A 20,273-nucleotide genomic window follows, 5' to 3' on the forward strand; every position below is an offset into this window, starting at 1 on the left:
CAAAAATCCCTCATCTAGGAGCAATCGTGGCGCGCGACATCGCGGCTCCCTCTTCCGCAACCGTCCCCACCGACCACCAGGAACTGATCTCGTGGGTCAACGAGATCGTCGAACTGACGCAGCCGGACAGCGTGGTCTGGTGTGACGGCTCAGAGGCCGAATACGAGCGACTGAGCGAGGAGCTCGTCCGCAAGGGCACCTTCAAGAAGCTCGACCCGATCAAGCGCCCCAACTCGTACTACGCGGCCTCCGACCCGACCGATGTCGCCCGGGTCGAGGACCGCACGTTCATCTGCTCCGAGAAGGAAGAGGACGCGGGCCCGACGAACCACTGGAAGGCGCCCGCCGAGATGCGGGAGATCTTCACCGGATCGGACGGGAAGGGGGGCGTCTTCCGGGGCTCGATGAAGGGCCGGACGATGTACGTCGTCCCGTTCTGCATGGGCCCGCTCGGCTCGGACCTCTCCGCGATCGGCGTCGAGATCACGGACTCCGCGTACGTCGCCGTGTCCATGCGCACCATGACCCGCATGGGCCAGGCGGTCCTGGACGAACTCGGCTCCGACGGCTTCTTCGTGCGTGCTGTGCACACGCTCGGGGCGCCGCTGGCCGAGGGCGAGGCCGACGTGCCGTGGCCCTGCAACTCCACGAAGTACATCTCGCACTTCCCGGAGACCCGCGAGATCTGGTCGTACGGCTCCGGCTACGGCGGCAACGCGCTGCTCGGCAAGAAGTGCTACGCCCTGCGCATCGCGTCCGTCATGGCGCGCGACGAGGGCTGGCTGGCCGAGCACATGCTGATCCTCAAGCTCACGCCTCCGCAGGGCGAGTCGAAATACGTGGCGGCGGCCTTCCCCTCGGCCTGCGGCAAGACGAACCTCGCGATGCTGGAGCCGACGGTCCGCGGCTGGACCGTCGAGACCATCGGTGACGACATCGCCTGGATGCGGTTCGGCGAGGACGGCCAGCTGTACGCGATCAACCCCGAGGCCGGTTTCTTCGGTGTCGCGCCCGGCACCGGCGAGCACACCAACGCCAACGCGATGAAGACGCTGTGGGGCAACTCCGTCTTCACGAACGTCGCGCTGACGGACGACAACGACATCTGGTGGGAGGGCATGACGGAGGAGACTCCGGCCCACCTGACGGACTGGAAGGGCAACGACTGGACGCCGGAGTCCGGTACGCCCGCCGCGCATCCGAACGCCCGCTTCACCGTCCCGGCGTCCCAGTGCCCGATCATCGCGCCCGAGTGGGAGGACCCGAAGGGCGTGCCGATCTCGGCGATCCTGTTCGGCGGGCGTCGTGCCACGGCGGTTCCGCTGGTGACCGAGTCCTTCGACTGGAACCACGGTGTGTTCCTCGGCGCCAACGTGGCGAGCGAGAAGACCGCCGCCGCCGAGGGCAAGGTCGGCGAGTTGCGCCGCGACCCCTTCGCCATGCTGCCGTTCTGCGGCTACAACATGGGCGACTACATGGGGCACTGGGTCGATGTCGCCAAGGACAAGGACCAGGCGAAGCTGCCGAAGATCTACTACGTCAACTGGTTCCGCAAGAACGACGAGGGCAAGTTCGTGTGGCCCGGGTTCGGTGAGAACAGCCGTGTCCTGAAGTGGATCGTGGACCGGCTCGACGGCAAGGCCGAGGGGGTCGAGACGCCGATCGGGGTCCTGCCGACCAAGGCTGCCTTCGACACGGAGGGGCTCGAACTGTCCGAGGCCGACCTCGACCTGCTGCTCACCGTCGACAAGGAGGTGTGGCGCGAGGAGGCCGCTCTGGTCCCCGAGCACCTCAACACCTTCGGCGACCACACGCCGAAGGAACTGTGGGACGAGTACCGCGCGCTGGTCCAGCGCCTGGCCTGACCCGCGAGGTGTGTTGTCGGGTGCGGGTGGGCTGTGGCTGGTCGCGCAGTTCCCCGCGCCCCTGAAAAGCGGGCTGCGCCCTGCTTTTCAGCCCGGTCCCGGCCCACTCAGCCCGTCCGGCGTTTAACGCGGCCGGACGGCTACGAGCGGTCTTCCAAGTACCGCGTGTGTGATTCCTGGCGGCGGGCCTCCACCTCTCGGAGGCTTGTCGTCAAGGACTCCGCTTCCTTGTGCAGCACGGCGAGCTGCCGCTCCAGGTGCCGCTCCGGCGGCTCGGTGCCAGGGGTGAGCCGGGTCCACCACCGGGTCCGTACGAAGGTGTCGACGGCCTCGGGGATGTCCTGCCGTACGGCACGGGACAGCGCGTGCACGCCCTCCGGGTCGCCGGCGAGGACCTCGGCGACCCAGCCGGGGTCGAGCAGGGCGGCCAGGAGGTCGGTCAGTTCGGTGAGCCGGCCGGCGGCGGCCGGCGGCAGCTCGATCCCCGTGAGGTACTCGCGCAGTTTGCCGAAGTCCCCGCGCAACTCGTCCAGTTGGGCCGACGGATCGGGAAAGTCCGGCACCGGCAACCGCTCCGGCGGCGCGAGCAGCGCCCCGGCCGCGTAGAGACCCGCGACGACGAACGGCCAGTACGCGCCCGCGAGACCCGTGAACGTCAGCCCCAGTCCCGCGACCCCGAGCGCACCGCCGGTGAGGTTCTTCCGGGACTCCAGATAACCGACGAGCCTGCCGGTCCTGTGGGCCTTATTGGTAGCCACGGATCTCCTCGAAGGCGCCGTCCAGCGAGCCCTTCTGGGCGTCGAAGAGACGGCCACCGGTCAGGTCGGCGATGTGTTCCAGCTCGCCGCGGTCGGAGTCGCCGAAGAGGATCGGGAAGACGGGGATCTCCCGCTGCCCGCGCGGCAGCCGGTCGTAGAAGGCGTCGAACTCCGCCGGGCTCGCCCCCGCCGTGTTCTCCCCGTCCGTCATCAGCACGATCGACGTGAACGTGTCGTCGTCGGCCCCGAGATGCTCGTACGCCTTCTCCAGTGACGTGTAGATCGCGGTGTCGCCGTCGGCGCTGAGCGCCTTCGTGTCGCGGCGGATCGCGTCGAGGCCGGTCCGCGGGTCCTCGGGCCGCACCACATGCGTCCGTACGCTCTTGACCGCCGAGCCGAACGGCATCAGCGTGACCTCCTCGCGCTCCCGGAAGTCGCCGGTCAGACCGGTGAGCGCGGTCTTCAGCCGGCCGAGCCGCCCGTCCTCGCCCATCGACCCCGAGGTGTCGAGGACGTACACCGTGCGCGACGGCCGGCGCAGCTTGTTCTCGTACGCGTCCAGCAGCCCGTCGGCGACGGACTCGCTGCCGGGGAACGGGAGTTCACGGCGACGGCTCGTGTCGAGGCCCTCCGCGGGCGGTACCGAGGCGACGACCGGGCGGCGCAGGGTGTCGTCCGTGATCCGCCGCTGGATCTCCGGGGAGCGCAGGGCGTCGGTGAGGCGGCGGACCGTCTCGCGGGTGCTCTGGTCGGTGGCGGCGAGAGAGGAGAGCGGGTAGTCGGCCGTGACCACGCCGTCGCGGGGGCGGATCACGGTGAGGTTCTCCATGCCGAGCAGCACGGACTCGTAGTTGAGCAGGGCGTCGACGGTGCCCCGGCGGGCGTACGCGGACGCCAGCCAGCCGGAGGAACCGGAGGTCAGCTGCTGGCCCTTGAAGAACTCCGTGAGCTTCGGGGTTGCCCTGTCCACGTCCGCGTCCGTCAGCGCGGACTGGGCGCCGGACAGGCCCGACGCCACCGAAATGAGGGAGGCGAAGCCGGAGTTGGAGCGGGCCGGGTCCGTCATGCCGTACGTCAGATCGCCGGCCGCGACCGCCTTGTGCACCTGCGACCAGGTGACCTCGGCCGGCTGCCAGCCGAGCCTGCGCACGGTCTCCGGCTTGACGCCGATCGCCACGGGGCTCGCCATGACCGGGGTCTGCGACACGACCTTCTTCGCGGCGGCCGGGTTGAGGCGCAGGTAGTCGTCGGAGGACAGCCAGACGGCCTCGTACGCGCCGTCCGCCTTGCCGGAGGCGAGCCGGTCGACCGCGTCCCGGGTACCCATGTAGGTGGGGACGACCTTGATGCCGGTGTCCTTGCGGACCTGCTCCAGCACGGGGGCCATGTCGCTCAGCTCGCTGGAGGCGAGGATGCGCAGCGTGCCCGGCTTGCCCTTCGCGGGCCCGGCGGGCTCCTCCTCGGCAGCAGTGCACGCGGTGGCCGTGACCGCCAGCAGCAGGACCGCGGCGAGGGCGGTACGCCGCCCTCTCGCACACACCTTCACGCGAGCCCCCCTTCCAGCGCGCCCGCCGACCTCGACCGCTCCAGGAACACCGTGGCGTGCTGGAGTTCGGAGGTCAGGGACTCCACCGTGGCCGCCATGGACTCCGTGGCCTGGGCCTTGTACGTGTCGATGGCGTCCAGGGTCTGGTAGATCTGCTGGAACGCCGAGCGGAGCGTCTCCGCGCCGACCGCCGGGTCCGCGGCGATGCGCTGGATCTCGCCGCTCTGCGTGGCGAGCATCTCCGCGTTGCCGCGGATGAGGTCCTCCGTCGTGCCGCGCAGGGCGTTGACCTGCTCGACGACCTTGCGCTGGTTGTCGAGGGCGGAAGCGAGCATCACCGAGATGCGCAGCGCGGAGACCGTGGTGGTGGCCGCCCGGTCGACGCCCTTGATCAGCTCCTCGTTGTTGCGCCGGACCACGTCCATCGCCAGATAGCCCTGGGCGCACACCGCGAGCTGGGTGAGCAGGTCCTGGTGCTTCTGGCGTACCGGGAAGAGGACGTCGGCGCGGAGGGTGTCGGCCTGCGCCGGGTCCTGCGCCTCCGCGACCTCGATGTGCCGCTCGACCGCCGTGTCCAGGGCCTGAGCCAGGACGACGTACTCCTGGAGCTTGCCCATCGTGTCCCAGAGACGGACACGCTCGGTCTGCAACGCGGCGTTGTCGCGGCGCAGTTCGTCCTGGCCGCCGCGCAGCGAGCCGACGATCTTGTTCAACGTGCCCTGCGCGGAGGCGTACTTGGCGACGTGGTCGCGGAGCTTGTTGCCGCCGGGCAGCCGGGACAGCAGCTTGCGGGCCTTGCCGCCGGGCAGGTCGCGCGGGTCCAGGTCCTCGACCGTGCGCCGGAGTTCGACGAGCGAGGACGAGACACGGGACTGGGCGTCCTCGCCGTTCGTGGGCAGGCTGCGGACCGTGCGCTCCAGCATGCGGTTCGACTGGGCGGCCGCGTTCCGCATCTCGCTGGAGCCCAGCGCGACGACCTCCCCGATCTTCCCGGCGAACTCGGGGGAGCGGGCGTCGAGGGCGGCGAGCCCCTCGACGTACTCGGCGGCCTTGCGCGCCATGTCCGTACGGACGGACTCGTCGACCGGCACGAGTCCGCCGGCCTTCTCCCGGGGCACCGGCGCGACGGCCTCGGGCGGGGTGAGCGTGAACCCCTGTTCCGCGTTGTCTGTGTTGTTGCTGTTGATGTTGTTGCTGCTCATTGCTCTGTTCCCCCTAGCTCCGGGCCCGGCGCGCCATCTCGTGCAGCACCTTGGATGCGGGCACGGGCGCCTGCCGGAGACCGGTCAGCTTCTGGTTGAGATACGTCGTGTGGGCGGCGGTGGCCGCCGTGAACTCCGCGGCGGCGCCCTGCGGCCGGAACCCGTGCAGCACCGCGAGCTCCCGCAACTCCTTGTCGGAGCTGAGGAGTTCACCCAGCGCGCGGCCCTCGGCGGTGAGTGGGACGACGGTGTGGTCGCTGGTCGCGATGGTGTCCGGGTACAGGACGGCCAGGTCGATCTCGTGGACGGGCTGGTCCTGGGTGAGCAGCGAGGCGACCTGCGACTCGTACACGAGGACGAGCGGGTTGCCGACCCCGCTGACGAAGTCCCTGAACGTCGCGTCCGTGCTGGTCTGCTGGGCGCCCTGGACGCTGATCAGTTTGCGCATCAGGGGCGCGGTGTCGTTCACGCCCTTGTCGTCCGTGACGACCCGGCCGTCATTGGCCACGTACGAGGCGGCGGCGAGATAGAGGGCGCCCGAGTTGGAGCTGGTCGGGTCGGTGGTCGAGACGAAGAGTGTGCCGGTCAGCTCGCCGTAGCGGTCGGCGCTTTCGAGCTGCTGCCAGGTCCTGTCGTCCCGGGCTGCCTCAAGGTACTCGGCCATCTTCAGCGTGCCGGTGCGCCTGCCCTTGTCCAGGGTCGCGAGGCCGTTTGCGACAAGGACCTCGGCGGCGTTCTGGTGCGCCACGACCACGATGGGCGAGTAGAAGGGGCGCGGCAGCGGCTGCTGTACGTCGTACTTCTCGGCCAGTTCATCGGCGGGGGTCTGACTGGAAGGGAAAGCGAAGTCGTACCCCTTGAGGTCGAGTCCCTCCATGGCCCAGGACCCTGAGGTCTCCGTCTCCACGGTGTAGCCCTTGGCAGCGAGGGCCTTCACCACGTCGGGGTCGGCGAAGAACTCAGCCTTCTCCGATCCGATCACTCCTTGCACGGTCTTCGTTGCCGTGCTCTTGTCCTGACCTTCGCGGCCTGCGACGACGGCTGCTACCACTCCGCCGATCAGCAGCACCGCCAGGACGATTCCTGCGATGCGTCTCACATGTGGAGAGTGCTCCCCGGAACCCAACGTTCCCGGGCGGCGGGGGTGAACAGGGGGTGACGTCCCGGTCCCGGTACGCAACCGGAGCGGGGTCCTCCCATCCGGTGGCACCCGGCCCGCGCGTCGCTGCGGGCACACGCGGGCCGGGGCCGTCGAGGGGAGCCCTCAGGGCTCAGCGGGTGGCAGGAGGGCTCAATGGGTGGCGAGCTCGCGGGGGTCCGGGGTCGCGGCCGCGTGGGCGTCCATGCGCTCGGCGGCCAGGATCGCGGCCGCCGTGTCCGCGCGGGACGCCGCGACGACGAGGGCGCGGCCGGCGAGGGCGTGCGCCCGCTGGTGGAGCGCGGCGAGCTGCGACTGCCGGTCGGCGACGGCCACCGACGAACGGACCGACGAGCGGACCGGCGGACGGCCTTCGCGCAGTCGCGTCACCTGCTCGACCAGCCGCTCCGTGGCGGCGTCGAGCTCGGCGGACGGGTCGAGGCCGCGCAGCTCGTCGGTCACCGCGAGCAGCGCCGCGAGGTGTCCCGCGAGCTGGATGTCCAGCTCCTCCTCGCGCGACCGGTGAGGGAAGTCCGAGGAGGTGCCGGCCATCGTGTGGACCGACTTGGTGCGGATCGGCTCGTACATGGGATGGCCTCCTGTGCTCTGGCAGGAAACCATCCTAGCTTGGATTCAGTCTAAAGTTGAGCCTGGTCGCAGAACTGGTGGATCTGTACACCCAGCGTGAGCGGTACAGCCGGTGCGGCCGGTGTCGTGCCCGTCGTCACGGCCGGCCGCAGGTTTCGTCACGGCTGGCCGTAGCCGTCCAGGAAGTTGCCGATCCGCGTCACCGCGTCCGTCAGGTCCCGTGCCGTGGGCAGGGTGACGACCCGGAAGTGGTCCGGCTCGGGCCAGTTGAACCCCGTCCCCTGCACCACCATGATCTTCTCGGTCCGCAGCAGGTCGAGGACCAGCTGCCGGTCGTCCTTGATCTTGAAGACCTTCGGATCGAGGCGCGGGAAGAGGTAGAGCGCCCCCTTCGGCTTCACGCAGGTCACGCCCGGGATCTGGGTCAGCAGCTTGTGCGCGACGTCCCGCTGCTCCCGCAGCCGCCCGCCCGGGAGGACGAGGTCGTTGATCGTCTGGCGCCCGCTCAGGGCGGCGACCACCCCGTGCTGGCCCGGCATGTTCGCGCACAGCCGCATGTTCGCGAGGATCGTCAGCCCCTCGATGTACGAGTCGGCGTGCGCCCGCGGTCCGGAGATCGACATCCAGCCGACCCGGTAGCCCGCCACCCGGTAGGCCTTCGACATGCCGTTGAAGGTGAGCGTCAGCAGGTCGGGGGCGATCTTGGCGGTGGCCGTGTGCGTGGCGTCGTCGTACAGGATCTTGTCGTAGATCTCGTCCGAGCAGATCAGGAGGTTGTGGCGGCGGGCGATGTCCGTCAGCCCGCGCAGCATCGCCTCGTCGTACACCGCGCCCGTCGGGTTGTTCGGGTTGATGATCACGAGCGCCTTGGTGCGGTCGGTGACCTTGCGCTCGATGTCGGCCAGATCGGGCATCCAGTCGGACTGCTCGTCGCAGCGGTAGTGCACGGCAGTGCCGCCGGAGAGGGAGATCGCGGCGGTCCACAGCGGATAGTCCGGCGCGGGTACCAGCACCTCGTCGCCGTCGTCGAGGAGGCCCTGCATGGCCATCACGATCAGCTCGGAGACGCCGTTGCCGATGAAGACGTGCTCGACGTCCGTCTCGATGCCGAGGGTCTGGTTGTGCATGACGACCGCCCGGCGCGCCGCGAGCAGGCCCTTCGCGTCCCCGTAGCCGTGCGCCGACGAGACGTTGCGGAGGATGTCCTCCAGGATCTCGGGCGGGCACTCGAACCCGAACGCGGCCGGATTCCCCGTGTTCAGCTTGAGGATGCGATGGCCCGCCGCCTCAAGCCGCATCGCCTCCTCGAGCACCGGGCCGCGGATCTCGTAACAGACGTTGGCGAGCTTGGTCGACTGGATCACCTGCATGTCCGCGAGCTTACGGCCGGGTAACGCTTCCCGCGGCGTGCTTTCCACCACATGAGACGGGCCGGTTTGGGGTGTTATCGCCGTCGGCTGCCCCACAGGCCTCTCCCGTCCCTACAATGCGCCGCCATGGTGGGGACCATCGATACGAGAACGGCACGACGGGTGTGTATGCCATGAGCGGCGCGAACCGGGAGAAGAGCGACCCGCAGCGGCCGCCCAGTGTGTACCACCCGTATGCCGGGACGGTTCCGGCGTACGACGAGTACGCGGACCCGGCGGTCGCCCATGGCTGGCAGCAGGCGTACGACGACACGGTGAGCCTCGACCCGGCCGTCGCGCCCGCCCCGGGCGACGGGCGTGACGGGCACGACGGGCGCGACGGACCGGGGCGCGGGCGCCGCGAGCGGCTGGCGCGCCGTCGCCGGGCCCGGGCGACGCGCCGCGGAGCCGTCGCCGCCGGTGCGGTCGGCGTCCTGCTCCTCGTCGCCGTGGTCACCGGAGTTCTCGGCTCCGGCTCTTCCGGGGAGGGGAGCGACCGGAAGGCGCCGAAGGCTCAGCCCTCCTCCTCGGCCGCGGACGGGCGGGGCGAGACCGGCTCGTCGTCCGACCTGTCCGACCCGTCCGACCGGGCCGATCCGCCAGGCGCCTCGCCCGGGGCGTCGGACCAGGCGTCGGACCCGGCCTCGCCCGGCGACCCGGCGAGCCCCTCGCCGGGCGAGGCCGGGTCCGGCGGCTCCGCCGGGTCCGGCGCCCCCGCCACGAAGGCCCCCGCGACCACGGCCCCGGCCGCCACCGGCGAGCCGACCCGGGGCAACTCCGGCGACAATCCCGGACGCGGCCAGGGCGCGACGAAGAGCCCCAAGTAGTGTGTACCGTCCGCTGGTTCGGTGCTCGGACCGACCGGCGGCCTGATCGGACTCCTTGCTCCTCCGGTCCCCTCCCTTCACAATGCGCATGACAAGGCTGACGAAGATCGGAAAGTCTCCGGTCGCTTACGTCGGTCAAGAGGGGACCCCCCACATGAGAAAACCTCTCGTTGCCGCGCTTCTCGCCCTGGCCATAGCCGGGGTCGGCGCGGCACCCGCGGTCGCGGCTCCGGAGCCCGGGGCCCAACCCGCCGCCACGGACGCGGGCACGTCCGCCGCCACGGACACGGTCACCTCCGTGGTCACGGACACGGTCACCTCCGCGGTGGCGGCGGTTTCCAAGATCACCGCGCCCGCGGTCCAGGCCGTCGACTTCGCCGGCACCGTCTCGCTGAGCAACTGTTCCGGCTCCGTCGTCCGCATGCCCGGTTCGGAGGACAACGACCCGGCGCTGGTGATGAGCAACGGCCACTGCCTGGAGACCGGCTTCCCGGCGGCCGGCGAGGTCATCGTCGACCAGCCGTCCACCCGCACCTTCGGGCTGCTCAACGGCGCCGGTTCGCGCGTGGCGACCCTGCGTGCCAGCAAGATCGCGTACGCGACGATGACCGACACCGACGTCGCGCTGTACCAGCTCACCACCACCTACGCGCAGATCAAGAGCTCGTACGGCATCAGCGCGCTCACGCTGAACGACACGCGCCCCGTCGCCGGCACGGCCATCACGGTCGTCTCCGGCTACTGGAAGCGGACCTACAGCTGCTCCGTCGACGGGTTCGCCTACCGCCTCCGGGAGGGTGCCTGGACCTGGAAGGACTCGGTCCGCTACACCTCCGCCTGCAACACCATCGGCGGCACCTCGGGTTCGCCCGTCGTCGACAACGCCACCGGCAAGGTCGTCGCCGTCAACAACACCGGCAACGAGGACGGCGCCCGCTGCACGGACAACAACCCGTGCGAGGTCGACGCGAGCGGCAACATCACCGTCCGGCAGGGCATCAACTACGGCCAGCAGACGTACCAGATCATTCCGTGCGTCGGTCTCGACAACAAGATCGACCTGAGCCGGAGCGGCTGCACCCTGCCCAAGCCGTAGGCCCACAAGCCGTAGGCGGCAGAAGGTAGTTCGTGTGCGCAGGGCGGGCGGTCACGTCGTACGGCGGACCGCCCGCCCCGCCAGTACGTCCGTTCGCCGCCCGTCCTCGACCACGAAGCGGCCGTCGATCAGGACGTGCGGGATGCCGGTCGGCAGTGTGCGGGGAGCGTCGAAGGTCGAGCCCGCGGCGACCGTGGCCGGGTCGAAGAGGACCAGGTCGGCCCGGTATCCCTCGCGGACCAGGCCGCGGTCGGGCAGCCGTAGCCGGGCGGCGGGCCTGGACGTCAGGTGGGCGACGCACTCCTCCAGGGAGAGGACCCCCAACTCCCGTACGTACCGGCCGAGATACTGAGGGAACGTGCCGTACGCGCGCGGGTGCGGCTTGTCGCCGAGCAGGATGCCGTCCGAGCCGCCGGTGTGCACGCGGTGGCGCATGATCTGCCGGACGTTCTCCTCGTGGCCGACGTGCTGGAGGATCGTCGAGCCGAGGCCGTCGTCGACGAGCAGGCGGCGGGCGGTGACCCACGGGGCCTCGCCGCGCGCGTCGGCCGTCTGCCGGACGGTCCGGCCCACGTGGGACGCGAGGGCCGGGTCGCTCACGCCCGAGATCTCGATGGTGTCCCACTCGATGGGCACGCCGTGGCAGCCGTCCGCGCCCAGGACCTCCATGTGGTGCCGGATCCGCTCGGCGATGTCGTCGTCCTTCAGCCGGGCCAGGACCGCCTCGGGGCCGCCCTCGCTCGCCCAACTGGGCAGCATGGCCACGAGCGTGGTGCAGCCGGGCGTGTAGGGATATGTGTCGAGGCTGAGGTCGGCGCCTTCGTCCAGCGCCTTGTCGAGCAGCGTCAGCAGGTCTGGGGCCTTCCCCTTGTTCACGCCGAAGTTCATGGTGGCGTGGGCGAGATGGAGCGGGCAGCCGGCCTCGCGGGTCAGCTCCACCATCTCCTGGTACGCGTCCAGGGCGCCGGCGCCGTACGAACGGTGGTGCGGGCAGTAGTAGCCGCCGTACTCGGCCACCACTCTGCACAGTTCGGTGAGTTCGGCGTCCTTGGCGTACATGCCGGGGGTGTACGTGAGCCCGGACGACATGCCGACCGCGCCCTCGCGCATCCCGTCGGCCACCAACTGCCGCATGCGGTCGAGCTCCTGGGGAGTCGCCTCGCGGTCGTCCCAGCCGACGGCCAGCATCCGTACGCTGCCCTGGGGGATGAGGTAGGCGGCGTTGACGGCGATGCCCTCGCCGTCGAAGCCGTGGTCGAGGCGGTCCAGGTACTCGCCGACCGAGCGCCAGGTGAAGTCGATGTCGTCGCCGCTGCCGTTCCAGCCGGTGATCGCCTTCCGGATCTCGGCGAGGGTCCGGTCGTCGACCGGCGCGTACGACAGGCCGTCCTGGCCGATGACTTCGAGCGTCACTCCCTGGGCGAGCTTGGCACTGTGGTCCGGGTCGCGGAGGAGGGCGAGGTCGCTGTGGGCGTGCATGTCGACGAAGCCGGGGGAGAGGGCGAGTCCCTCGGCGTCCAGGACGCGGCGGGCCACGGGCCGCAGGCAGCCCGCCGCCGAGGCCTCCTTGACCATGGTGGTGATCCTGCCGCCCTCGATGCCCACGTCGGCCCGGTAGGAGGGCTCCCCGGTGCCGTCGACGACCTCCGCGTCGCGGATGACGAGATCCATCATGCGGGGCTCCTAGAAACTAGAAATAGGTACGGATGTAGTCGACGACCGTGCCGTCCGACTCCGCGACGGGGATCAGCTGCCACTTGTCGAAGGACGTGCAGGGGTGGGAGAGGCCCATGCCGAGCCAGTCACCGACCTGGAGTTCGGCCGCCGCTGCCGTACGCAGCCAGCCGTGCTGGTCGGAGAGGCCGGTCACCGTGATGCCCGTGGCCGGGCGTTCGGCCGTGCCGTCGTGGACGACCTGGGCGAACGGCAGGTCCAGGTCGTACGCCGCGTCGCGCTTGCCCGCGTTGACGAAGGCCTGCTCGGGGGAGGGGCGGGAGACGACCTGCGCCCAGAGGCGGAAGGCGGGATGGAGCGCGCCCTCCTCGGGGATACGGGCGAAGGGGGTCACCTCCCGGTAGTGGCCGTCGTCGTGCGAGACGTACGCGCCGGAGCGCAGCAACTTCAGTACGGGGAGGGAGAGTTCGGGCAGCTCGGCGAAGACGTCGGCCACCGCGTCGAACCAGGCGCTGCCGCCCGCGCTCAGCACGATCTCGTCGACGCCCGCCCGGGCGAACCGGCCCGCCTTGTCGAACTCCGCGGCCAGCGCGGTCAGGCGGCGCAGCCACCCGTGCACCCGCTCCGGGTTCGCGTCCGGCACCTCGCCCTCGTACCCCGCGACGCCCACCAGCCGCAGCGTGTCCACGGCCGCCACCGCGTCCGCGACCGCCGCGCACTCCTCCTCCGTCCGTACGCCGGTCCTGGCGCCCTCGCCCGCCGCCAGCTCGACCACGACGTCCACCGGGCGGGCGGACTCCCCTGAGGCCCGTGATCCCCGTAGCGCGGCGTCCATCAGCTCGACGCCGCGCACGGAGTCGACGTAACAGACGAAGCGGAAGGAGGGGTCGGCGGCGAGCTGGGCGGCGACCCAGGCGAGTGCAGCCGCGTCCACCAACTCGTTGGCCAGGAAGATCCGTTCGATGCCGAAGGCCCGCGCCACCCGCACCTGGTGCGGCACGGCCAGCGTGATGCCCCAGGCGCCGTGCTCGATCTGGCGGTGGAAGAGCTGGGGGGCCATCGAGGTCTTGCCGTGCGGGGCGAAGGCGAGGCCGTGCCGGGTCGCGTACGTCTCCATCAGCCGGAGGTTGTGCTCCAGACGCTCGGCGGAGAGGGCGAGGACGGGCGTGCTGAAGCCGTCGGTGAAGAGGTTCCGGCGCTGGGCGGCCAGCTCGCCGACGGTCAGGCCCTCGGCGTCCGGCGGGAGGCCCTTGAAGCGGTGGTCGACGCGTTCCTCCGCGAGCGCGGCGAGACGTGCGGTCCGAACTGCCCGTGCTGCGGTGGTGTCGGCGGCCATGGAGTCTCCCTGGTGAGGATCGTTGCACCATGTGCAACAGTCATTGCGTATGGCGCTGAGTGCTGTCTAACATCTCGGCCAACGCCGGGTCAACGGAGCCGCTGAGACCCGCGACGCGACGAGGAGTCCCCGCCATCCTTCCCCCCACCGGACCCGGCCCCACGGACGACGCGAACGCCGTGGCCGCCGTGGACGTCGTCACGCTCGGCGAGTCCATGGTCACGTTCCTCCCGTCCCGCCCGGGCCGCCTCGCCGACGTGCCGTCGTTCGAGCGGGGCATCGGCGGCGCGGAGTCCAATGTGGCGTGCGGGCTGGCTGCCGCCGGGCACTCCGTGAAGTGGGTGAGCCGGGTCGGCGCCGACGGGTTCGGGCAGCACCTGCTGGAGGCGATCGCCGCGCACGGCGTCGACACGAGCGCCGTCCAGGTCGATCCGGCCCGCCCCACCGGGATCTACTTCCGCACGGCGGGGGAGCGGGCGCTGACGCCGGGCCCGCGGCGCGCGGAGGAGCCCTTCGGGACGGGCGAGGACCCCTTCGGAACGGGCGAGGATCCGTTCGGAGCGGGAGCCGCCGGGGGCTCTCCCGTGGGCGAGAACCCTCTCGCGGAGGTCGTCTACTACCGCGCCGGTTCCGCCGCCTCCGCCATGTCCCCCGCGAACATGCCCGGGGACGAGCTCCGCTCCGGGCGCGTGCTCCACCTGTCCGGGATCACCGCTGTGCTCTCCGCCGACTGCCTGGCTCTGCTGCGCGGCCTCACCGCACCCCGCCCCGGACGTCCCCTGGTCTCCTTCGACGTCAACTACCGCATGGGCCTGCGCCCCGACCCGGCCGGGGTGGGCGGCACCCTTCTCGACCTGGCCCGCGGCAGCGACCTCGTCTTCGTGGGCGCCGACGAGGCCGAGGCCGCCTGGGGCGTCACCGGCGGGCCCGCCGCGATCCGGGCCGCGCTCCCCGAGCCGCGGCTGCTGGTCGTCAAGGACGGCGGGCGCGGGGCCACGGTCTTCGAGCGGGCACCCGATGAGCCCGGCCGCGGATCCGACACCGGCCCCGACACCGGTCCCGGATCTGACCTCGGCCCCGACACCGGCCCCGACACCGGCCCCGACACCGACACCGGCCCCGGCCCCGGCACCGGCCCCGGCACCGGACCTGGCCCGGACACCGTCACCCACGTTCCCGCCCCCCGCGTCGACGTCGTCGCGCACGTCGGTGCCGGGGACGGGTTCGCCGCCGGGTTCCTGTCCGCCACCCTCCGGGGGCTTCCCGTCCGGGACCGGCTGCGGCACGGGCACCTGATGGCCGCCGCCGCGCTCACCGTGCCCGGCGACCTCGCCATGCCGCCGACGCGGGAGCACGCCGACCGGCTGGCCGCCCTGGACGACGACGCGTGGGGGACACTTCGACTCGGCCCCGGCTGGACGCAAGCCGTTGATCAAGTCGTCGATCGAGCCGTTGATCGAGTCGTTGATCGGGCCGACGAGGAGGTACGTACCCCATGAGCCAGACCGTCGACCGCGCGCTGAGCATCCTGCCCCTGCTGGCCGAGGGCCCCGCCGACCTCGGGCAGGTCGCCGAGCGGCTCGGGGTCCACAAGTCCACCGCGCTGCGGCTCCTGCGTACCCTCCACGAGCACGGACTGGTCTACCGCCAGTCCGACCAGCGCTACCGCCTCGGCGCGCGCCTCTTCGCGCTCGCCCAGGAAGCGGTGGAGAACCTCGACGTCCGCGAGATCGCCCACCCCCACCTCGCCCGCCTCAACGAGCTGTGCGGCCACACCGTCCACCTCGCCGTGCACGAGGAGGGCGAGGTCCTCTACATCGACAAGGTCGAGAGCCGCTACCCGGTGCGCATGTACTCCCGTATCGGGAAGCCCGTCGCCATCACCGTCGCCGCCGTCGCGAAACTGCTCCTCGCCGACCTGCCCGAGCCCGAGCGCCGGGCCCTCGCGGACAAGCTCGACTACCCGATGTACACCTCCCGCTCGACCCCCAACGCCCCCGCTTTCCTACGGGAGTTGGACAAGGTGCGCGAACAGGGCTGGGCCACCGACCTCGGCGGCCACGAGGAATCCATCAACTGCATCGCCGCCCCCATCCGCGGCGCCGACGGCCATGTCGTCGCCGCCATGTCCGTCTCCGCCCCGAACGTCGTCGTCACCGCCGACGAACTCCTCACGCTGCTCCCACTGGTGCGCCGTACGGCGGACGCGATCAGCGGCGAGTACTCCGGCAGGACTCCCACGAAGGACAACGGTTCATGACAGACAAGACCGAGAAGACCGGCAAGACCGCCCTCACCCCGAAGACCCACACCACGCCGCCCGCCAAGTTCTCGCACGGCGTCAGGAAGGGGAACATCCTCCAGGTCGCCGGCCAGGTCGGCTTCCTGCCCGCGGTCGAGGGGCAGCCGCCCACGCCCGCGGGCCCCACCCTGCGCGAGCAGACCCTCCAGACCCTCGCCAACGTCAAGGCCATCCTCGAAGAGGGCGGCGCCACCTGGGACGACGCGATGATGATCCGCGTCTACCTGACCGACGTCGACCACTTCGGTGAGTTCAACGGGATCTACAACGCCTACTTCGAGGAGCAGGCCCTGACCGGCCCGCCCGCCGCCCGCACGACGGTCTACGTCGGCCTCCCGGCCGGCCTCCTGGTCGAGATCGACACGCTGGCAGTACTGGACAACTGAGCCTCACCCCCGCGCCCCAAAGGGGCGCGGGGAACGGCGCGACCAGCCACATCCGACCCGCACCCGGCAACGATCAGCATCACCCTCCCCAAACCCCGCACCCCAAACCCCGCACGGCGATCCCCCCTGCCCAAAAACACCATGCCCTTAAGCAGAGGACCTCCCCATGTCACCCCTCCTCGCGGCCGCCCCCGCCCCGGAGCCCCCACCCCACACCGGCGGCCTGCTCCTCCTCCTGGACGGCACCGCAGGCCTGCTCACCGTCGCAGCCCTCGGCATCGCCCTGCTCCTCGTCCTGATCATCAAGGTCAGACTCCAGCCCTTCGTCGCCCTCCTCGGCGTCTCCATAGCCGTCGGCCTCTCCGCAGGCCTCTCCGTCACGGAACTCTTCGGCACCGTCCAGCGCTCGACCTCCGTCTCGATGATCGAGACCGGCATGGGCGGCATCCTCGGCCACGTCACGATCATCATCGGTCTGGGCACCATGCTCGGCGCGATCCTCGAAGTGTCGGGCGGCGCCGAGGCGTTGAGCTCCCGGCTCCTCAACCTCTTCGGGGAGAAGCGGGCCCCGCTCGCCATGGGCCTGACCGGCCTGATCTTCGGCATCCCGGTCTTCTTCGACGTCGGCATCTTCGTCCTCGCGCCGATCGTGTACGCCGCAGCCAAGCGCTCCGGCAAGTCGATCCTGCTCTACTGCATGCCGTTGCTCGCGGGCCTGTCGATGACCCACGCGTTCCTGCCCCCGCACCCAGGGCCGGTCGCCGCGGCGGGCCTCTTCAAGGTCGACCTGGGCTGGGTCATCCTGATGGGCGTCGTCGTCGGCATCCCGGCGGTGCTCGCCGCCTGGGCGTACGCCGCCTGGATCGGCAACCGCCTCTTCGTCCCCGTACCGCAGGACATGGTCGAGGCGGCGGAGGAGGCGCGGGCCGCCGTCGCCGCGGAACAGGCCGCGGCCGGGCGCACCGCCCCCGAACAGCCGGTCGCGCTCTCCACCGTCTTCCTCATCATCGGTACGCCGCTGCTGCTGATCCTCGCCGCGACCTTCTCGTCCATCGCCCTGGACCCGTCGACCCTCCGCTCGGTCATCGAGTTCTTCGGGCACCCCTTCGTGGCGCTGACGATCGCGCTGCTCATGGCGTACTACCTGCTGGGCATCCGGCGCGGCTGGTCCCGCAAGTCCCTGGAGACGGTGTCCACCGCCTCCCTCAAGCCGGTCGGCAACATCCTGCTGGTCGTCGGCGCGGGCGGGATCTTCGGTGCCGTGCTGAAGGGCTCGGGCATCGCGGACGCGCTCGCCGACACGTTCAACGACGTCGGCCTGCCGGTCATCCTGCTGGCCTGGCTGATCTCCGTCGTCCTGCGCGTCGCCCAGGGCTCGGCGACGGTCGCCATCGTCACCACCGCCGGAATCGTCGTCCCGCTCGTCGAGGGGCAGGACTACTCGCAGGCCCATCTGGCGCTGGTCATCATGGCGATCTCGGCCGGATCGATCTTCGCCTCGCACGTCAATGACGGGGGCTTCTGGATCGTCGCCAAGTACTTCGGCATCTCCGAACGCGACACCCTCAAGTCCTGGACGGTCCTGGAGACGGTGCTGTCGGTGGCGGGCTTCGCGGTGGCCGCCGTACTGAGCGTTTTCATATGAGATCGACCCGGTGGGACCGATCCGAAACAGTCCGAGATTGATCCTCTTCGTATAACGAAGCGGGGGCTGGCTGTCACGATCACAGGGTTGTCGACCATACTGCCCGCTGTGGAGCAGCGCATAGGACCCAACATCCAGCCCCTGCAAGGTGCCGCGGCCGACCCGGCGTTCGTGCCCGGCATCACGGGCCCGCGCCCTGTCGCGCCGAAGGACGCCGAGCCGGAGGAAGCCAAGGCGGCGGACACCAAGGCGGCGGACACCGAATCGGACGAGGCCGCCTCCGGGGAGACGGCCTCCGAGGACGAGCGCGAGGAGCCCGGCGACGAGCCCTCCGGCGAAGAGCCGGCGGAGCCCGAAGAGGCCGAGGAGCCGGACGAGGCCCCGGAGGGCAGCCCCGTCTTCGAGGCCTCCGACCGCCGCGCGAAGATCGTCGCCGACCACCGCGGCGTACGGCTGCGCCTGGACGACCAGGAGGCCGAGTTCCGCTGGGACGAGATCGGCGCCGTCGAGACCGAGTCCCCCCGCTTCGGGAAGCGTTTCACCATCACGGTGCACACCCCCGACCGCCGCTGGTACCCGATCGAGATCGAGGCGAAGGCGAGGACGAGCTTCAAGGACTGGGAAGCTCAACTGGACGAGGTGCTGGACACGTACTTCGACGACGGCGAGGACGAAGCCCCGGCCGAGGACAGCGCCCCGTAAGGGGCGCGGGGAACTGCGCGACCAGCCACAACCGGCCCGCAGTTCCCCACAACCTCCCGTCAACTGCAGTACTGCGCAGCCTTCCCGATGGACCGGTACATGCAGTCCGCGTTCTCCAGCAGCTGCAACACCGCATCCCGGTTACGAGACGTCTCCCGCTCGATCACCTCGTCGGGCGGGTAGAACCCACCCCCACCACTGGACGACGGATACATCTCGAAGGTGTAGCCGAAGATCTTCTGGCTGCCCCACAGATAGTCGTCGATCGACCCGTCGGTGATGTACAGGTCACTGGACTGCTCAGCGGTGTAACCGTTACTGGCGGCCATCTTCCCGCCGACCGCCGCGAACGCGTTCCGGTCGTCGGCCGTCATCCCGGTCGTCGTGTCCGCGGTGGTGTACCCGAAGGGCCAGAGCACCAGCTCGCTGTACGTGTGGAAGTCGACGCCCGCCTTGATCTGCTGCGTGCCGCCGACCACCCGGCTGCGCACGAAGTCGGCGACGACCTTCACCTCGGGCGCGGATTCGGCCGCCGGACCCCGGTAGGTCTCGGAGGACGTCGAACCGGACGAGCCGCCGCAGCAGCCCCAGCGGTAGTTCCAGTTGCGGTTCATGTCGGTACCGACGTATGACGAACCGCTGTTCGGCTGGCGGTTCTTGCGCCACGAGCGGTAGGCGCCGGAGGCGATATCGTACTCGCCGCCGTCGGGGTTGAGGTCCGGGAGTATCCAGATCTCGCGGTTGTTCACCATGTTCGTGACGCGGGAGTCGGAGCCGTATCCGGCGCCCAGCTCACGCATCAGGTAGAGCGCCATCTCCACCGTCAGGTGCTCGCGCGCGTGCTGGTGGTGGGTGAACAGGACCTCGGGCTCGGACTCGTCGCTCGCGACGTTGTCGCTGATCTTGATGGCGACGATGTCCCGGCCCTGGTACGACTTCCCGATCACGCGCTTGCTCATGATGTTCGGGTAGGCGGACAGCCGCTGGTTGATCTCCGTGTTCATCTCGGCGTAGTTGTGGTACTTCGAGTCGGCGGAGGGGAAGTCGAGGACGCCGACGTCCGCCGCGCTCGAACGGTCCGGGGCCGAGCCCAACGCCGAGACCTCGTAGCCGAGTTGGCGCAGCTTCTTCGCCTGGGCCGCGCGGCCCGAGACGACGACGGTCTCCTCGTCTGCCTCGTCGATCGACACACCGGTCCGCGCGATCGCCGTACGGGTGGCCGAGGTGCTGCCGTGGAGGTGGATCTCGTACTGGCGGATCTTGTCCGACTCGTCGGACGCGGGGGCCCCGGCGGCGCCGGTCGCGCTGGTCGTGGCGGCGATCGGGGCCGCGAGGGCCAGGGCCAGCAGGGTGGCGAGGACGGCGGTGCGTCGACCGCGTCTGCCGGGCGAGGCGGGCGTGCCGCCGCTGCCTCTGGTGCTGAGTCGCATGGATTCTCCTAGTTTCTCCAGGACTTCCGGGATCACCGGAAGTGTGGGGAGTGGAGCGGGGGGTGGATCGGTGCGACGTGCCGGGCCCGCCGTCGACGTGCCGGCGCGCCCCTGTGTGCGGGTGTGGCGCTCATGGTGCGGCGCTGGCATGTCCGGGTCAAGAGTAGGCCGGAAGTTGATGGCGCGAACCGGCCGAAAGCCGCCCGGGCCGGTACGCGCGTATGCGGCCCGGCAGTGTACGCGGGCGGGTGCGTCCCGTAGTGGTCCCGGGCAAAGTGCACTCACGGGTGTGAAGCGGGCGTGCGCAGGCGCACTGAAGCGGGGAGAGTGGAGAGCCGCGTAAGAGGAGCCATGCACTCCGGCTCCGTC

Annotated in this window: 17 protein-coding genes; 8 read left to right on the forward strand and 9 right to left on the reverse strand. The window is 70.6% G+C overall.

Translation table 11 applies throughout. The features are described 5' to 3' along the window. Positions 1 to 26: 26 nt before the first annotated feature. Positions 27 to 1,865 carry a phosphoenolpyruvate carboxykinase (GTP) gene (locus AB0I18_RS30060; RefSeq protein ID WP_363108755.1) on the forward strand — a complete coding sequence of 613 codons (1,839 nt, stop codon included), beginning with the start codon at positions 27 to 29 and terminating at the stop codon, positions 1,863 to 1,865. Between the two features lie 140 nt (positions 1,866 to 2,005). Here AB0I18_RS30060 and AB0I18_RS30065 read toward each other — a convergent pair whose 3' ends face one another. The 6 genes from AB0I18_RS30065 to AB0I18_RS30090 all read right to left on the reverse strand — a co-directional run bounded on the left by AB0I18_RS30065 (position 2,006) and on the right by AB0I18_RS30090 (position 8,467). Further along, positions 2,006 to 2,623 (reverse strand): hypothetical protein, encoded by a 618-nt coding sequence (locus AB0I18_RS30065; protein WP_363108756.1) that lies wholly within the window; start codon positions 2,621 to 2,623, stop codon positions 2,006 to 2,008. Then, positions 2,610 to 4,169: a substrate-binding and VWA domain-containing protein gene (locus AB0I18_RS30070; RefSeq protein ID WP_363108757.1), complete on the reverse strand. Its 1,560-nt coding sequence runs from the start codon at positions 4,167 to 4,169 to the stop codon at positions 2,610 to 2,612. Before AB0I18_RS30070 ends, AB0I18_RS30065 begins: the two co-directional genes overlap by 14 nt. Beyond that, positions 4,166 to 5,371 carry a toxic anion resistance protein gene (locus AB0I18_RS30075; protein WP_363108758.1) on the reverse strand — a complete coding sequence of 402 codons (1,206 nt, stop codon included), beginning with the start codon at positions 5,369 to 5,371 and terminating at the stop codon, positions 4,166 to 4,168. Before AB0I18_RS30075 ends, AB0I18_RS30070 begins: the two co-directional genes overlap by 4 nt. A 13-nt stretch (positions 5,372 to 5,384) precedes the next feature. Continuing rightward, complete coding sequence (locus AB0I18_RS30080; protein ID WP_363108759.1) at positions 5,385 to 6,470, reverse strand: substrate-binding domain-containing protein; 1,086 nt, start codon at positions 6,468 to 6,470, stop codon at positions 5,385 to 5,387. A 192-nt stretch (positions 6,471 to 6,662) separates the two neighbouring features. Further along, on the reverse strand, positions 6,663 to 7,097 hold the full coding sequence (locus AB0I18_RS30085) for a hypothetical protein (protein WP_363108760.1): 435 nt from the start codon (positions 7,095 to 7,097) through the stop codon (positions 6,663 to 6,665). Between the two features lie 158 nt (positions 7,098 to 7,255). After that, positions 7,256 to 8,467 (reverse strand): pyridoxal phosphate-dependent aminotransferase, encoded by a 1,212-nt coding sequence (locus AB0I18_RS30090; RefSeq protein WP_363108761.1) that lies wholly within the window; start codon positions 8,465 to 8,467, stop codon positions 7,256 to 7,258. 173 nt (positions 8,468 to 8,640) lie between these two features. Between AB0I18_RS30090 and AB0I18_RS30095 the strand changes: the two genes are divergently transcribed. Together AB0I18_RS30095 and AB0I18_RS30100 are read left to right on the forward strand one after the other, a co-directional pair. Next, a complete protein-coding gene (locus tag AB0I18_RS30095; RefSeq protein ID WP_363108762.1) occupies positions 8,641 to 9,333 on the forward strand; it encodes a hypothetical protein in 693 nt (230 codons plus the stop codon). A 154-nt stretch (positions 9,334 to 9,487) separates the two neighbouring features. Beyond that, a complete protein-coding gene (locus tag AB0I18_RS30100; RefSeq protein ID WP_363108763.1) occupies positions 9,488 to 10,429 on the forward strand; it encodes a serine protease in 942 nt (313 codons plus the stop codon). A gap of 51 nt (positions 10,430 to 10,480) precedes the next feature. On the opposite strand, the gene AB0I18_RS30105 is transcribed toward AB0I18_RS30100, so the two are convergent. Together AB0I18_RS30105 and AB0I18_RS30110 are read right to left on the reverse strand one after the other, a co-directional pair. Beyond that, positions 10,481 to 12,103 carry a D-aminoacylase gene (locus AB0I18_RS30105; protein ID WP_363108764.1) on the reverse strand — a complete coding sequence of 541 codons (1,623 nt, stop codon included), beginning with the start codon at positions 12,101 to 12,103 and terminating at the stop codon, positions 10,481 to 10,483. A gap of 16 nt (positions 12,104 to 12,119) precedes the next feature. Then, positions 12,120 to 13,439, reverse strand: coding sequence for an alanine racemase (locus AB0I18_RS30110; protein WP_363108765.1), 1,320 nt, complete (start codon positions 13,437 to 13,439; stop codon positions 12,120 to 12,122). Positions 13,440 to 13,627: 188 nt separating this feature from the next. Between AB0I18_RS30110 and AB0I18_RS30115 the strand changes: the two genes are divergently transcribed. The 5 genes from AB0I18_RS30115 to AB0I18_RS30135 all read left to right on the forward strand — a co-directional run bounded on the left by AB0I18_RS30115 (position 13,628) and on the right by AB0I18_RS30135 (position 18,474). After that, positions 13,628 to 14,938, forward strand: coding sequence for a sugar kinase (locus AB0I18_RS30115; protein ID WP_363108784.1), 1,311 nt, complete (start codon positions 13,628 to 13,630; stop codon positions 14,936 to 14,938). After that, entirely contained in the window at positions 14,935 to 15,699 is a 765-nt protein-coding gene (locus AB0I18_RS30120; RefSeq protein ID WP_363108766.1) for an IclR family transcriptional regulator, read from the forward strand. Before AB0I18_RS30115 ends, AB0I18_RS30120 begins: the two co-directional genes overlap by 4 nt. Beyond that, positions 15,696 to 16,127 carry a RidA family protein gene (locus AB0I18_RS30125; RefSeq protein WP_363108767.1) on the forward strand — a complete coding sequence of 144 codons (432 nt, stop codon included), beginning with the start codon at positions 15,696 to 15,698 and terminating at the stop codon, positions 16,125 to 16,127. Before AB0I18_RS30120 ends, AB0I18_RS30125 begins: the two co-directional genes overlap by 4 nt. 166 nt (positions 16,128 to 16,293) lie before the next feature. Beyond that, positions 16,294 to 17,772 carry a gluconate:H+ symporter gene (locus AB0I18_RS30130; RefSeq protein WP_363108768.1) on the forward strand — a complete coding sequence of 493 codons (1,479 nt, stop codon included), beginning with the start codon at positions 16,294 to 16,296 and terminating at the stop codon, positions 17,770 to 17,772. Positions 17,773 to 17,880: 108 nt separating this feature from the next. Next, positions 17,881 to 18,474: a hypothetical protein gene (locus tag AB0I18_RS30135; RefSeq protein WP_363108785.1), complete on the forward strand. Its 594-nt coding sequence runs from the start codon at positions 17,881 to 17,883 to the stop codon at positions 18,472 to 18,474. A 59-nt stretch (positions 18,475 to 18,533) separates the two neighbouring features. Here the strand turns inward: AB0I18_RS30135 and AB0I18_RS30140 are convergent, their stop codons facing one another. Then, positions 18,534 to 19,904 carry a M14 family metallopeptidase gene (locus AB0I18_RS30140; RefSeq protein ID WP_363108769.1) on the reverse strand — a complete coding sequence of 457 codons (1,371 nt, stop codon included), beginning with the start codon at positions 19,902 to 19,904 and terminating at the stop codon, positions 18,534 to 18,536. Positions 19,905 to 20,273 lie beyond the last annotated feature (369 nt).

This window comes from Streptomyces sp. NPDC050704 (assembly GCF_040654355.1).
GTDB lineage: Bacteria > Actinomycetota > Actinomycetes > Streptomycetales > Streptomycetaceae > Streptomyces.

What these genes read in the sequence shown, in the direction of transcription:
- AB0I18_RS30140 (WP_363108769.1), bottom strand. Translation starts at nt 19,904, where the DNA reads ATGCGACTCAGCACCAGAGGCAGCGGCGGCACGCCCGCCTCGCCCGGC.
- AB0I18_RS30105 (WP_363108764.1), bottom strand. Translation starts at nt 12,103, where the DNA reads ATGATGGATCTCGTCATCCGCGACGCGGAGGTCGTCGACGGCACCGGG.
- AB0I18_RS30125 (WP_363108767.1), top strand. Translation starts at nt 15,696, where the DNA reads ATGACAGACAAGACCGAGAAGACCGGCAAGACCGCCCTCACCCCGAAG.
- AB0I18_RS30085 (WP_363108760.1), bottom strand. Translation starts at nt 7,097, where the DNA reads ATGTACGAGCCGATCCGCACCAAGTCGGTCCACACGATGGCCGGCACC.
- AB0I18_RS30110 (WP_363108765.1), bottom strand. Translation starts at nt 13,439, where the DNA reads ATGGCCGCCGACACCACCGCAGCACGGGCAGTTCGGACCGCACGTCTC.
- AB0I18_RS30120 (WP_363108766.1), top strand. Translation starts at nt 14,935, where the DNA reads ATGAGCCAGACCGTCGACCGCGCGCTGAGCATCCTGCCCCTGCTGGCC.
- AB0I18_RS30130 (WP_363108768.1), top strand. Translation starts at nt 16,294, where the DNA reads ATGTCACCCCTCCTCGCGGCCGCCCCCGCCCCGGAGCCCCCACCCCAC.
- AB0I18_RS30095 (WP_363108762.1), top strand. Translation starts at nt 8,641, where the DNA reads ATGAGCGGCGCGAACCGGGAGAAGAGCGACCCGCAGCGGCCGCCCAGT.
- AB0I18_RS30100 (WP_363108763.1), top strand. Translation starts at nt 9,488, where the DNA reads ATGAGAAAACCTCTCGTTGCCGCGCTTCTCGCCCTGGCCATAGCCGGG.
- AB0I18_RS30090 (WP_363108761.1), bottom strand. Translation starts at nt 8,467, where the DNA reads ATGCAGGTGATCCAGTCGACCAAGCTCGCCAACGTCTGTTACGAGATC.
- AB0I18_RS30075 (WP_363108758.1), bottom strand. Translation starts at nt 5,371, where the DNA reads ATGAGCAGCAACAACATCAACAGCAACAACACAGACAACGCGGAACAG.